The 15161-nt window shown below is 54.6% G+C and carries 8 protein-coding genes; 3 read left to right on the top strand and 5 right to left on the bottom strand.

All coding sequences use genetic code 11. The features are described from left to right. Positions 1 to 62: 62 nt before the first annotated feature. The 3 genes from yacL to M1D91_RS03845 form a co-directional block, all read right to left on the bottom strand. Positions 63 to 425 carry a protein YacL gene (gene yacL, locus M1D91_RS03855; protein ID WP_437433396.1) on the bottom strand — a complete coding sequence of 121 codons (363 nt, stop codon included), beginning with the start codon at positions 423 to 425 and terminating at the stop codon, positions 63 to 65. 277 nt (positions 426 to 702) lie between these two features. Further along, entirely contained in the window at positions 703 to 3300 is a 2598-nt protein-coding gene (gene acnB, locus M1D91_RS03850) for a bifunctional aconitate hydratase 2/2-methylisocitrate dehydratase (protein ID WP_437433397.1), read from the bottom strand. 268 nt (positions 3301 to 3568) lie between these two features. Beyond that, a complete protein-coding gene (locus M1D91_RS03845) occupies positions 3569 to 4993 on the bottom strand; it encodes a hypothetical protein (RefSeq protein ID WP_437433398.1) in 1425 nt (474 codons plus the stop codon). Between the two features lie 242 nt (positions 4994 to 5235). On the opposite strand from M1D91_RS03845, the gene M1D91_RS03840 reads away from it, so the two are divergent. The 3 genes from M1D91_RS03840 to M1D91_RS03830 are packed head-to-tail and all read left to right on the top strand — an operon-like array spanning position 5236 to position 10922. Continuing rightward, positions 5236 to 9432: an RHS element core protein gene (locus M1D91_RS03840; protein WP_457975998.1), complete on the top strand. Its 4197-nt coding sequence runs from the start codon at positions 5236 to 5238 to the stop codon at positions 9430 to 9432. Continuing rightward, complete coding sequence (locus M1D91_RS03835; RefSeq protein ID WP_437431206.1) at positions 9416 to 10057, top strand: hypothetical protein; 642 nt, start codon at positions 9416 to 9418, stop codon at positions 10055 to 10057. The genes M1D91_RS03840 and M1D91_RS03835 overlap by 17 nt, the downstream gene beginning before the upstream one ends. A gap of 4 nt (positions 10058 to 10061) precedes the next feature. Next, complete coding sequence (locus tag M1D91_RS03830; protein ID WP_437431205.1) at positions 10062 to 10922, top strand: RHS repeat-associated core domain-containing protein; 861 nt, start codon at positions 10062 to 10064, stop codon at positions 10920 to 10922. Positions 10923 to 11655: 733 nt separating this feature from the next. Here the strand turns inward: M1D91_RS03830 and lpdA are convergent. Together lpdA and aceF are read right to left on the bottom strand one after the other, a co-directional pair. Then, positions 11656 to 13080 (bottom strand): dihydrolipoyl dehydrogenase, encoded by a 1425-nt coding sequence (gene lpdA / locus M1D91_RS03825; RefSeq protein WP_437431215.1) that lies wholly within the window; start codon positions 13078 to 13080, stop codon positions 11656 to 11658. 175 nt (positions 13081 to 13255) lie between these two features. Further along, positions 13256 to 15151, bottom strand: a complete 1896-nt coding sequence (gene aceF, locus M1D91_RS03820; RefSeq protein WP_437431204.1) for a pyruvate dehydrogenase complex dihydrolipoyllysine-residue acetyltransferase — start codon at positions 15149 to 15151, stop codon at positions 13256 to 13258. Between the last annotated feature and the right edge of the window lie 10 nt (positions 15152 to 15161).

Here is a 15161-nt window from a genome sequence, read left to right as displayed (position 1 = left end):
TTCAGTAGATGCATGTCTGGCGGCAACGAGCACACACTGGCCTCATTGCCCGACGGGGGAGACTAACGCTGGCTCAGGAATGTCCGGTAAGCCGCCACGACCTGCAGAAAATCTTCCACGCCGCAAAGCGAGAAGCTTTCTTCGTCGTAGTAGTTCATGCCCTCTTCCATTTCATCACCAGAAAACGCCAGCTGATTGGCGCGAATCATCACCTCTTCGCCATCCAGCCACAAAGTATACTCGTGTCCGGCACGTTGCCATGAGCGCTCGCTGCCCTTCACGGTTTTCGCCGCCTGCTCGACTTCATCCAGCAACGCCAGGTTCTCTTTCACCTCTTCATTGAACCAGTGACCCACCACCTCGTGGCCCATCGACATGCGGACTTTTACCCCACCGGTAACGTCACGCAAAAATTCATAATCCATAATCTCTTCCTCATGCCGGCTTAACGTCAGCCAATGCTTTAATTATCGCAGTACAACGGAAGAAAAAAAGCGTAGCGGTGGAAAGGAGGCAATAAAAAAAGCGGAGAAGGCTCTCCGCTTTTTAGCAATGTGCGCTCTGATGCCCTCACCCCCGGCCCCTCTCTCACAGGGCGAGGGTGGCATTTATGTGCGCTCCCGACTTACCTCCCACTGGGAGAGGGTGGTGCGGACCGTCCCCTCGCCCCTCTGGGGAGAGGGTTAGGGTGAGGGGAAACATTTACACTGCCGTCTGGAAAATAACCCCGTCGGCTTTATCAGTGTACTGATTCAACTGATCGAAGTTCAGATAGCGGTAGGTGTCCACCGCCGTCTTATCCACCTGCGCGATATAGGTCTGGTACTCTTCCGGCGTTGGCAGCTTGCCAAGCAGAGAAGAGACCGCCGCCAGTTCCGCCGACGCCAGATAGACGTTCGCACCGGTCCCTAAACGGTTCGGGAAGTTACGGGTCGAGGTGGAAACCACCGTTGCACCGTCCGCTACGCGCGCCTGGTTGCCCATACACAGGGAACAGCCCGGAATTTCAATACGCGCACCGCTCTTACCGAATACGCTGTAGTACCCTTCTTCGGTTAACTGTGCTGCATCCATACGGGTCGGCGGCGCAACCCAAAGACGGGTCGGCAGCTGGCCTTTATGGGCATCCAGCAGTTTACCTGCTGCACGGAAGTGGCCGATGTTGGTCATGCAGGAACCGATGAACACTTCATCAATCTGCGCGCCCTGCACATCAGAAAGCAGACGAGCATCGTCCGGGTCGTTTGGTGCACACAGAATCGGCTCTTTAATGTCTGCCAGATCGATGTCGATCACCGCGGCATATTCCGCATCGGCATCGGCCTCAAGCAGCTGCGGATCCGCCAGCCATTTCTCCATCCCCTGGATGCGACGCTCCAGCGTACGACGATCGCCGTAGCCTTCTGCGATCATCCACTTCAGCAGAACAATGTTGGAGTTCAGGTACTCAATAATCGGATCTTTGTTCAGCTTGATGGTACAACCGGCAGCGGAACGTTCAGCGGAGGCATCGGTCAGCTCAAACGCCTGCTCAACTTTCAGATCCGGCAGACCTTCGATTTCCAGGATACGACCAGAGAAGATGTTCTTCTTGCCTTTCTTCTCAACGGTCAGCAGACCCTGTTTGATGGCGTACAGCGGGATAGCATGCACAAGGTCACGCAGGGTGATGCCCGGCTGCATTTCACCTTTGAAGCGCACCAGAACCGATTCCGGCATATCCAGCGGCATCACGCCAGTCGCCGCGGCAAAGGCCACCAGACCAGAACCCGCCGGGAAGGAGATACCGATCGGGAAACGGGTATGGGAGTCACCACCGGTACCGACGGTATCCGGCAGCAGCATGCGGTTCAGCCAGGAGTGAATAACCCCATCGCCAGGACGCAGTGACACACCGCCACGGTTCATGATGAAGTCAGGCAGCGTGTGGTGTGTGGTGACATCAACCGGCTTCGGATAGGCCGCCGTGTGGCAGAAGGACTGCATCACGAGATCGGCAGAGAAGCCGAGACAGGCCAGGTCTTTCAGTTCATCACGGGTCATTGGACCGGTAGTGTCCTGAGAACCTACGGAGGCCATTTTCGGTTCGCAATAGGCACCCGGACGGATACCTTTTACGCCGCAGGCACGGCCCACCATTTTCTGCGCCAGCGAGAAACCACGGCTGCTTTCCGCGACATCTTTCGCCTGACGGAACACATCGCTGTGCGGCAGACCCAGCGACTCACGCGCTTTGGTAGTCAGCCCACGGCCGATGATCAGCGGAATACGGCCACCGGCGCGTACTTCGTCGATCAGGACATCGGTTTTCAGCTCAAAGGTCGCCAGCAGCGCATCGGTGTCGTGGTTACGCACTTCGCCTTTAAACGGATAAACGTCAATGACGTCGCCCATGTTCAGGTCGTTTACGTCCACTTCGATGGGCAGTGCGCCCGCATCTTCCATAGTGTTGAAGAAGATAGGCGCGATTTTACCGCCGAGGCAAAGACCGCCACCGCGTTTGTTTGGCACGTGAGGGATATCATCCCCCATAAACCAGAGGACCGAGTTAGTGGCTGATTTACGAGAGGAACCAGTCCCCACCACATCACCAACGTAAGCCAGCGGGAAACCTTTTTTCGCCAGCGCTTCGATTTGCTTAACGGGGCCAACGACACCCGGCTGATCCGGCTCAATGCCTTCGCGGGCATTTTTCAGCATCGCCAGGGCGTGCAGCGGGATATCCGGGCGGGACCAGGCATCCGGTGCCGGAGAGAGATCGTCGGTGTTGGTTTCGCCCGTTACTTTGAAGACGGTAACGGTCATTTTTTCTGCAAGCTGAGGACGGCTCAGGAACCATTCAGCGTCAGCCCAGGACTGCAGTACCTGTTGTGCGTACGCGTTGCCCGCTTTGGCTTTTTCTTCTACGTCATAGAAGTTGTCGAACATCAGCAGCGTATGGGACAGTGCTTTGGTCGCAATCGGTGCCAGTTTGGCATCGTCCAGGGCGTCAATCAGAGGATGGATGTTGTAACCACCCTGCATCGTGCCCAGCAGTTCAATTGCTTTCTCTGAATTAACCAGGGGGGAGGTGGCTTCGCCTTTGGCGATGGCCGCAAGAAAACCCGCTTTAACATAGGCGGCTTCATCAACGCCCGGCGGAACACGATTGGTCAGGAGGTCTAACAGGAAATCTTCTTCGCCAGCAGGCGGGTTCTTCAGCAGCTCAACGAGTGCTGCCATTTGGGTTGCATCTAATGGTTTTGGCGCAATCCCCTCAGCGGCACGTTCGGCTACGTGCTTACGGTATTCTACTAGCACGACGGTTCTCCTCGCTCTCATTGTCATAATGCGGCAGGCGTTTCTCTTCACGCTCCTGTGAGACAGCAGTTTGTAGGGTAAATCCGCGATACCGCGACGGCAGCATAGCAGGATTTAGAGGGGGTGTTAATCTGTTTACAAAAAAGCAACATTAAAAATTAGCTGAATCGTTAAGGGCAGAATAAAGCAGCGGGAATCGGGTTTTGCGGGAACAGATTACACGTTAAAAACCAGCGTAACGGGCCCCGCAGGGCCCGTTGAGAACAGCCTATAAATCAGCCAACAGCTTTTGAAGCGTTTCGCGGTTATATTTTTCCGGTGTATGTATTTCATCCACCAGATCGCCCATCACGTACTTCTTCATGGTTTCCAGGTTGTTCACCTGAGTCTGATTTCTGATGCCCGCCAGCAGCCCCTTAGCGTTGTAGTTCAGGGTTGTGGTGTTGACTTCATCATTTTCCAGCGTGTGATAGAGGTAGTTTTGTGAGGTCTTATCTTTTTTCAGCGATAGTGGCAAAGACGGGTCCAGCGGTTGATACCAGGAGGCGCTCAGATGATTATGCGCCGTCTGCTTCACGCTGCGGGAACCGTCGTAGCTCCGGCTCTCTTCAGTAGTTTGAGAAGCCTGATAAGAGAAGCTCTCTTTCTCATCAAGTCGGGCCGGGTTGATTGATTTCGAGGTTCGCGTCAGCGAGAGAGAAAAATCATTCAGCCCTTTGGCTGGCGCACTGCTGCCACCCCCGACCCGTACGTCACCAGGGTTATCGATGACATTGATGGTTTCATCCTGCGGTGTGTTTAAGGCATGGAAAACAGACTTCATGAGCTCCATCTGATTTCTGTCGCCCTTCCCGTCGATACGCGCTTTATCAAACTGCTTATCGTAGGCCGCCAGCGCGACTTGTTGTGCCACCCGATCGGCAGGATCGTTGCTCTGGGAGCGATCGCTGGTCATTTTCAGGGAGAAGTCAGCATCCTGGTACGCCACCCAGCTCTCATCGCTGTCGCTGTGGAAGTTGAGTGACTGTAGAGAATCATCACCATTGCGCACATCGGTTTTCAGGTCAATCGACCTGAGGACGCTGCTGTTAAATTTCGTCAACCCTGAGATATCAAGTTCTGGCGGCTGTTTGCCCAGTCCATCCAGCACCGACTGGAACGCTTTGCCCAGCGAGGCTACAGCCTCAGCCTCATCGTCATTGAGCGCGTCACCCTCAGTGGTCATCGACACTGCAACACCACCATCCTGTTGCGTCAGGGAGAGGTGTATCGTCGAGCCGGAACGGGTGGTGATATCCAGTGAAATGGCGGACTTATTAGCAGGAGCCATTCCCGGCGCGGTATCCGTTGCGGCGACGGCTTGCGTGAAGTCCCCCCGATTCTCTTTCAGCGTTTCAAGCAGTGCGCGGCCGGCGCCACCGAGTGAGGAAATTGAGCTGCCGCTTTGTGCGGTATGCAGCAGTACCTGGATAGTGGCATTGCTTACGCCGGTGTCGCTGGCGCTGATTTTTTGCGGCGACAGGCTGTAAATCGCCGCGATGGCCTGTGTCTGGCTACCAAAGGTCACTTTGGTAGAGGCGTTGTCCGCGACTGGCAAGGAGGCAGTGCTGGTTACGCGCGGCGTACCCACGCGCGGGGTGGTCGACAGGTTCGATAACATTGTCGACAAAGGCGATTTAATACCGGTAACCATGACGATTAAACTCCCTCTTTCGTCGATAGAGATTCAGTAGTGTTACATCGGCAGAAGGTGGGCGAAATTTATACCAGAGAAGAAATAATTAGCGATGAGTCGAGGATGACCAGCCTAAACGTTTTCCTAATTTAAGTCTTCCCGGAGCCGGCTCCCTGTTTGCACCCTTTTGCACAGCATAAGGTATATCCCTGTTTTTACCGGCGGGCATGAGGCCTGCCGTCATACAAAAGGATGTGACGATGAGCGGCAGACCGGCGGCCCGGAAGGGCGACATGACGCAGTATGGTGGCCCCATTGTGCAGGGCTCGGCGGGTGTGATGATTGGGGCACCCACCGGGGTGGCCTGCTCGGTCTGCCCCGGGGGTATCACCTCCGGCTCCCCGGTCAACCCGCTTCCCGGTGCCAAAGTGTTGCCCGGCGAAACCGATATCGCCCTTCCCGGCCCGCTGCCTTTTCTGCTCACCCGCACCTACAGCAGTTACCGTACCCCCACTCCCGCCCCGGTCGGTCTCTTCGGCCCCGGCTGGAAAGCCCCGTCTGATATCGTCCTGCAGATACAGGACGGGGCGCTTATCCTCAATGACAACGGCGGGCGCAGCATTCACTTTGAGTATCTGCTGCCCGGCGAGACCGCCTTCAGCCGCTCTGAACTGTTCTGGCTTGCCCGGGGTGGCGTGGACCGGTTGCACGCAAGTAACCCCCTGCATACTGTGTGGCAGACCCTGCCGGAAGACCTCCGCCTCAGTCAGCATACGTACCTGGCCATCAGCAGCCTGCAGGGTCCCTGGTGGATTCTGGGGTGGGCTGAGCGCGTACCGGGCATCGATGAAGCGCTGCCACCTCCGCTGCCACCGTACCGGGTGCTGACCGGGCTGGCTGACCGTTTCGGGCATACACTGACGTATCACCGCGAGGCCGCAGGTGAGTTTACCGGGCATATCACGGCGGTAACGGACGGCGCAGGGCGTCGCTTTCGCCTGATGCTGAGTACACGACCAGAGCGTGCCCGGCAGCAGGGATTACCGGCCTGTCCTGATGCGCCGGTCGCCACCCGCTATGGTCAGGACAGCGGTATCCGGCTGGACGCCGTCTGGCTGACGCATGACCCCGAATACCCCGACACCCTGCCAGCGGCACCGCTGGCGCGCTATGTGTATTCCCCGGCCGGAGAGCTGGCAGCCGTGTATGACCGGGGCGATGTGCAGGTGCGTCGCTTTGCATACGACCCGGCACACCCCGGCAGGATGGTGGCGCACGGCTATGCCGGTCGCCCTGAGACCACCTATTGCTACGATGCGTCAGGACGGGTAACGGAGCAGCATAATCCGGCAGGCTTAAGCTACCGCTATGATTATGCCCGCGACCAGGTTGCCATCACCGACAGCCTGAACCGCCGGGAGGTCCTGCACACCGAAGGCGAAGGTGGCCTGAAGCGGGTGGTGAAAAAAGAGCACGCCGACGGCAGCGTGACGCTCAGCGCATACAATCCGATGGGCTGGCTTATCGAACAGACCGATACGGCAGGCCGCAAAACGCAGTACCGGCATAATATTGCCTCCGGCAACATCACCGGCATTGTCACCCCCGATGGCAGGCTGACCGAATTTTATCACACCCCTCAGCGACAGCTCTGCGCCGTGAAGTACCCGGATGGTCTGGTCCTGCGTCTCACATACGATGCGCAGGGCCGCCTGACGGCAGAGACCTCCCGCGAGGGCAATACCACCCGCTACGGGTACGAGGACCCGCGCAGTGAATACCCGTCCCGTATTCAGGACGCTACCGGCAGCCAGAAACAGATAACCCGCAACCGCTACGGTCAGGTACTGACTTTCACCGACTGCTCGGGATACCAGACCCACTATGAATACAATCGCTTCGGGCAGGTGACAGCCATCCATCACGAGGAAGGGCTGAGCCAGGTGTTCGCGTACAACGAACGGGGCCAGATGGTCAGCCAGACGGATGCTGACGGCCATGAAACCCGCTATGCGTACAACGATGCCGGTGACCTGACCACGGTGATACTGCCGGACGGCAGGCGCAGTGAAACCGGGTATGACGCCACGGGCCGGGCCGTGTCCACCACGCAGGATGGCCTGACCCGGCAACTCGATTACGATGCCGCGGGGCGTGTCACCCGGCTCACGAATGAAAACGGCCGCCACTGTACACTGCATTACGACGTACTGGACCGGCTGACGCAGCAGACCGGTTTCGACGGCAGGACACAGTATTACCGGTACGACCTGACCGGCAGGCTGAGCCGCAGCGAAGAGGAAGACCTCATCACCCTCTGGCACTACGATGCATCCGACCGGCTGACGCACCGCAGCATGAACGGCGAGCCTGCAGAGCACTGGCACTATGACGACCGCGGCTGGCTGACTGAAATCAGCCACCTCAGCGAAGGGCACCGGGTCGCCGTGCACTATCAGTACGATGACCGTGGCCGCCTGGTCAGTGAGCGCCAGACGGTACAGGCCCCGGACACGGCGGCACTGCTCTGGCAGCACGAAACCACACACGCCCGGAATGAACAGGGACAGGTGAACCGCTTCCGGCCGGACAGCCTTCCCCCGGTGGAGTGGCTGACATACGGCTCCGGATACCTGGCAGGCATGAAGCTCGGCGACACCCCGCTCATGGAGTTCACCCGCGACCGTCTGCACCGGGAAACCCTGCGCCACTTCGGCACACCTTTATATACGTTGTCCACCGCCTGGACCCCCGGCGGGCAGCTGCAGAGCCACCACCTCAACAGCCCGCAGCAGGACCGCGACTATGGCTACGATGCAGTCGGGCAACTGGTACGCATCAGCGGCCCGCTTCAGGTCAGGGAGTATACGTACGGCTCCGGCGGCAGACTGACCGCTGTGCGTACCACCAGTGAGAACCTTGATGGGCAGCACACTTACCTCACCGACCCTGCAGGCAACCGGCTGCCTGAGCCCGGGCTGCATCCAGAGCGCGCCCTGACAGCATGGCCGGATAACCGTATCCATGAAGACGCACATTATCTGTACCATCACGACCGCCACGGCAGGCTGACAGAGAAAACGGCGCGCACGCCGGTGGATGACGGGGACAGCCATCACTACCGTTACGATAACCAGCACCGGCTGATTCATTTCATCCACACGCGGCATAACGGCCTCAGGGCTGAAGGCCGCTACCTCTACGACCCGCTGGGCCGCCGGCTGGCGAAGCAGTTCCGGCATCAGGAGCATGTGGAACCGTCACTGACCTGGTACGGCTGGGACGGCGACCGGCTGGTGACCACGCAGACGGCGCAGTCCCGCATCCAGACGATTTATGAACCCGGCAGCTTTACGCCGCTCATCCGGGTGGAAACCGCCACGGCGGAACTGGATGCCCTGCGCCATCACCGGACGCTGGCGCAGAAACTGCAACAGGATGGCAGTGAGGCCGGTTATGCCGTGGTGTTCCCGCCAGAGCTGGTGGCAATGCTGGACCGGCTTGAGGGTGAGCTGCGGGCCGGGGCCGTCAGCACGGAGAGCCATCAGTGGCTGGCCGGATGCGGCCTGACGCCGGAACGCATGGCGGCACTGCTGGAAGCCCTGCCCGTCCCGGCGAGGAAAATTCATCTGTACCACTGCGACCACCGGGGACTGCCTCTCGCATTAGTCAACGAAGACGGCACCCTCGCCTGGCGTGGCGATTATGACGAGTGGGGAAACCTGCTGTACGAGGACAACCCGCATCACCTCATCCAGTCACTCCGCCTGCCGGGTCAGCAGTATGATGAAGAGTCCGGGCTGCACTATAACCGCTATCGTTATTATGACCCGCGACAGGGACGGTATATCACCCAGGATCCGGTTGGGCTGAAGGGGGGGTGGAATCCGTATATATACCCTCTCGATCCTGTCAGTTTTGCCGACCCGCTTGGTCTTGCCGGCAACCCCGCGACGGCGACGCATATTACTTATCAGGGAATGGACGTTTGTACCGGTAAACCATATGTTGGCTATGCCAGTATGCAGGGAGCGCAATCCACCTCAGATGTTTTATCATATCGCTATGGAGGTAATTTTAGCCGCTTTGGAGCGACGCCACCGACGGTCCTCTATGATGGTTATGGTCAACAAGGCAAAAATCTTGCTCGAGGTCTTGAACAACGTTTTTTTGAGCAACAAGGTGGGCTAACGGGCACGGCGAACAAACAAAATCCCGTGGGTGTCAATAATCCCAATCGCTCATCTTATCTTAGTGCTGCTGATAAGTACCTGAAGGTACCGAATAGTGTAGCCAAAGGAATGGGTATTTTAAGTTTCCTGGGTACCGCACTGCATATGAATTCACTAAACTCCTGCAAATATGGCAGCGTGACACAATGTGCCTGTGCACTCGTGAATGAAACAGAAATTGGTGCAGATGCTGCGGATACGCAGTGTTATGGCAACATTTATTGAGGACGATAATATGGCACGAATAGTCTGGAAACCGGGTCATTTAGTTAGTTTTAAGTTACGAGATGATCTATATACAATTGCACAGATGGAATCAGGTTCCATCATGAGATTTTTTGATGTAAAAAATAAAAATGGAGAGTGGAAAAATATAAATCTAAACAACTCAAAACAATTATTCAGGGTATTTGTAGGCAGAGTTGTAAATAAAAATCTAGCATTCAAAAAAATAAAAGACGAAACAGTCATACCCAGCCAAAAAATCTTGGATGAATACTGGATACATCCATATACTTTATTAATTGATGGTGATCACTATAAAGGAGACAGCTCTAGCTTTTCATTTTTAGGTGGAAAACTAATATCTCTAAACTGGTCAAATAACATGTCCATTACAAATGCAACCGTTATTAAACATGATCTTTCAACCGTTAACGACAAAAGCATTATTGAAAATTATGAGCTAACCAGTATGTGGGGAGATAAAGATTTAGGCGACCGACTGAGACGTTATTTTGATACGGGCATCGACCGCGACGATCTTAAATTCGAAGTCTTCCCCGGTTTATGGGATGACAGAGAAAAGTTGCGTCCGTTAACCCGCAGGCTGCCCATACCCATGCGTTAGAAAAGTGAATCAGGTGCGCCGAAGGATACAGTCGGACAAGCAGAAACTGCAACAGGATGGCAGTGAGGCCGGTTATGTCGTGGTGTTCCCGCCAGAGCTGGTGGCGATGCTTGACCGGCTTGAGGGTGAGCTGCGGGCCGGGGCCGTCAGCGCGGAGAGCCATCAGTGGCTGGCCGGATGCGGCCTGACGCCGGAGCGCATGGCGGCACTGCTGGAAGCCCTGCCCGTCCCGGCGAGAAAAATTCATCTGTACCACTGCGACCACCGGGGAGTGCCGCTGGCACTGATAAACGAAGATGGTGCCCTCGCCTGGCGTGGCGATTATGACGAGTGGGGAAACCTGCTGTACGAGGACAACCCGCATCACCTCACTCAATCGCTGCGCCTGCCGGGTCAGCAGTATGATGAAGAGTCCGGGCTGCACTATAACCGCTATCGTTATTATGACCCGCGACAGGGACGGTATATCACCCAGGACCCGATTGGGCTGAAGGGGGGGTGGAATTTATATAAATATCCTTTTGATCCCGTTAATGCTACTGATCCACTTGGGTTGGCTGATGATCTCTTTGTATTTATCAATTCCCCAGGAATACAGTCAGAACTATCAAAGATAATGACAAATGAACCCTGGTATATGAATTCTGGAGAAACACGTATTTTGATGAATACATTAAATGATATGACAAACTGGGGGTTGGCACAGTCAGACCAATTTTTCCACTGTACCGCTTTCTGTCGAGTATCTAAGTCCAGGACTGCAAATAAATCAAATGCGTTAGTAATGGGTGTTGGTAAGGAAATGATTGATCATGCAAAAATATTTTTGGACTGTATGGGAATGGGAATAAACAAGGTGAGTTAGCTATGCTTCTGGATAACATAGAAGACTTAAAGGTAAACCACTACGGTTTAACTTGTCCTTCTGACGAGTCTTGCTCGTCACGATGTGAGGGGTACCTCAATCCAAACCATGAGAAGACAAAAGCATTTCTTAGAATAAGAGGATATCTGGATAATTAGAAAATGGGAAATAAGAAAATAATAATATTCTATTTAGGAGTTATCATGCTCATTGTGTTTTTTATGTTTGAAAACAAACATAACAAGAACAACATGCATAAGTATGAGAAATTTACAGATATTTCGAAAGAGGCGGGAGTTTATTCATGGATACCACATTTCTTTCCACTTACCTCCAGGAGAATTACTATATTTACAGATGTGGAAAGTGATTCATTTTATAGTAATTTCACTTTAGACAATAATTCATCGGAAATTTTTGATAGAACATTCCCGGTAAAAACATCTCCTGACGGAGTTAAATATATAGACAAGAATGACATCCTTGACTCGTGGTGTCAGGAAAGTGACTCCATTGACGAAGAAAATAGAGATCGATATAACTCTTTATATATAATCGCGAAGTTACCGGATAACAGATACTATATTTCACTAGTCACACGCGGCAAAAATAACATGGCCTTGAATAAGGCAAAAAACAAGTACTGTATAAATCGATGAGCAATATACAATAAAGCCCTGACCTTTTGGTCAGGGCTTTATAAACAGCCAGAAACACTAATTTCGTAGCGAAATTATTTCTTCTTCGCTTTCGGGTTCGGCAGGTCGGTGATGCTACCTTCGAACACTTCGGCGGCCAGACCCACGGACTCGTGCAGCGTCGGGTGAGCATGGATGGTCAGCGCGATGTCTTCTGCGTCACAACCCATTTCGATTGCCAGACCGATTTCGCCCAGCAGCTCGCCGCCGTTGGTGCCGACAATCGCACCACCGATCACACGGTGAGTCTCTTTGTCGAAGATCAGTTTGGTCATACCGTCTGCGCAGTCGGAAGCGATAGCACGGCCGGAAGCAGCCCACGGGAAGGTGGCGGTTTCGTAGCTGATGCCTTTTTCTTTCGCTTCTTTCTCGGTCAGGCCAACCCAGGCAACTTCTGGCTCAGTGTAGGCGATGGACGGAATCACTTTCGGATCGAAGTAGTGTTTCTTACCAGCGATAACTTCAGCGGCAACGTGGCCTTCGTGAACACCTTTGTGCGCCAGCATCGGCTGACCGACGATATCGCCGATAGCAAAGATGTGCGGCACGTTGGTGCGCAGCTGCTTGTCAACGCGGATGAAGCCACGGTCGTCCACTTCCACGCCAGCTTTGCCTGCGTCAAGGTTCTTACCGTTCGGTACACGACCGATAGCGACCAGCACGGCGTCGTAACGCTGTGGTTCAGCCGGGGCTTTTTTGCCTTCCATGGAAACATAAATACCGTCTTCTTTTGCTTCAACGGCAGTCACTTTGGTTTCCAGCATCAGGTTGAATTTCTTGCTGATGCGTTTGGTGAAGACTTTGACGATGTCTTTATCTGCAGCCGGGATAACCTGGTCGAACATTTCAACCACGTCAATCTGTGAACCCAGCGCATGGTACACGGTGCCCATTTCCAGACCGATGATCCCGCCACCCATAACCAGCAGGCGTTCCGGCACTTCTTTGAGCTCCAGCGCATCGGTGGAGTCCCATACGCGCGGATCTTCATGCGGAATGAACGGCAGTTCGATCGGACGGGAACCCGCCGCGATGATCGCGTTGTCGAAGTTGATTACGGTTTTGCCGTTTTCACCTTCCACTTCCAGGGTGTTAGCCCCGGTGAATTTACCCAGACCGTTAACCACTTTCACTTTACGGCCTTTGGCCATACCCGCCAGACCGCCGGTCAGCTGAGTGATAACTTTCTCTTTCCAGGTACGAATCTTGTCGATATCGGTTTTCGGCTCACCGAAAACAATACCGTGTTCAGCCAGTGCTTTGGCTTCTTCGATTACTTTCGCGACGTGCAGCAGTGCTTTAGAAGGGATACAGCCGACGTTCAGACAAACACCACCGAGGGTGTTGTAACGTTCTACGATGACGGTTTCCAGACCTAAATCCGCGGCGCGGAATGCTGCGGAGTAACCTGCCGGGCCTGCCCCAAGTACTACGACCTGAGTTTTGATTTCTGTGCTCATCATGACCTCTTAATTTATACCCGTCGTCCACCGGGTCGTTCTATCCGCCCGTATTTTACAAAACTGTTAACAATTTTGAAACAACAAACGGTTCATGAATGCTTGCTTTCGCTTATAACCTCACAACCCGCATGAGGTTAACAGAAAAAAGCCGGCCGACTGGCCGGCTTTTCGATTACATCACCAGGCGGCGAATGTCGCTCAGGGTGTTGTTGATGATGGTGATGAAACGCGCACCATCAGCACCGTCAATCACGCGGTGGTCGAAGGACAGAGAGATTGGCATCATCAGACGCGGCACGAACTCTTTGCCATTCCACACAGGCTCCATCGCGGACTTGGACACACCAAGAATAGCCACTTCCGGCGCGTTCACAATCGGTGCGAAGTGGGTGGTACCCAGGCCGCCGATGCTGGAGATGGTGAAGCAACCGCCCTGCATTTCGCCGGCAGTCAGCTTACCATCACGCGCTTTTTTGGAGATGGTGGTCAGTTCGCGGGACAGCTCAGTAATGCTCTTCTTGTTCACGTCTTTAAAGACCGGAACAACCAGACCATTTGGCGTATCAACCGCAACACCGATGTTGATGTATTTCTTCAGCGTCAGACGTTGCGCATCTTCAGACAGGGAGCTGTTGAAGCGTGGCATCTGCTCAAGTGCAGCGGCAACGGCTTTCATGATGAAGACAACCGGGGTGAATTTCACGTCCAGCTTGCGCTTCTCAGCTTCGGCGTTCTGCTGTTTACGGAACGCTTCCAGGTCGGTGATGTCGGTTTTGTCGAAGTGCGTAACGTGTGGGATCATCACCCAGTTACGGCTCAGGTTAGCACCAGAGATTTTCTGGATACGGCCCAGTTCCACTTCTTCAACTTCACCAAACTTGCTGAAGTCCACTTTCGGCCACGGCAGCATGCCAGGGATACCACCGCCAGCGGCAGCAGCAGGTGCTGCTTCAGCACGCTTAATAGCGTCTTTCACATAAGCCTGAACGTCTTCGCGCAGGATGCGACCTTTACGGCCGGTGCCTTTCACTTTCGCCAGGTTTACACCGAACTCACGCGCCAGGCGACGAATCAGCGGCGTTGCGTGGACGTAAGCGTCGTTTTCAGCGAAGTCAGATTTACCTTCCGCTTTTGCAGCAGGGGCAGCAGCGGGTTTTTCTGCTTTCGCAGCCGGTGCCGGTGCCGCCGCTTCCTGCTTAGCCGGAGCCGCAGCAGGCGCAGCGCCTTCTACTTCGAAGACCATGATCAGAGAGCCGGTGGACACTTTGTCGCCGGTGCTGATTTTGATCTCTTTAACGACACCCGCGAACGGCGCAGGAACTTCCATAGAAGCTTTGTCGCCTTCAACGGTGATCAGTGACTGTTCAGCAGCAACTTTGTCGCCCACTTTCACCATCACTTCGGTTACTTCAACTTCGTCACCGCCGATGTCCGGTACGTTAACGTCTTTCGCGCCAGCGGCTGCGGCCGGCGCAGAGGCTGCCTGCTCGGTAACGGTCGGCTTAGCATCAGCAGCAGGCGCAGCGCCTTCGACTTCGAAGACCATGATCAGGGAGCCGGTAGAGACTTTGTCGCCAGTGCTGATTTTGATCTCTTTTACGACACCCGCAAACGGAGCCGGAACTTCCATAGAGGCTTTATCGCCCTCTACGGTGATAAGAGACTGTTCAGCGGCAACGGTGTCGCCCACTTTAACCATGATTTCAGTGACTTCTACTTCGTCGCCACCGATGTCTGGTACGTTCACTTCTTTAGCCGCTGCAGCAGCAGGTGCTGCCGCTGGAGCCGCTTCTTTCTTCTCTTCTGCCTTGGCAGGTGCAGCGTCAGCTGCACCATCGGCGGAATCGAAAATCATGATCAGTTTACCGGTCTCGGTTTTATCGCCGACAGAGACTTTGATCTCTTTAACGATGCCAGCCTGCGGAGACGGGACTTCCATAGAGGCTTTGTCGCCTTCTACGGTGATCAGCGACTGTTCAGCTTCAACTTTGTCGCCCACTTTGACCAGGATCTCGGTGATTTCAACTTCATCAGCCCCGATGTCCGGTACATTGATTTCGATAGCCATTATTCTTTTA

It is taken from the genome of Enterobacter sp. SA197 (assembly GCF_054131575.1).
Note: the sequence above shows the minus strand (reverse complement) of the source record. Positions and strands in the feature narration are given on the sequence as shown.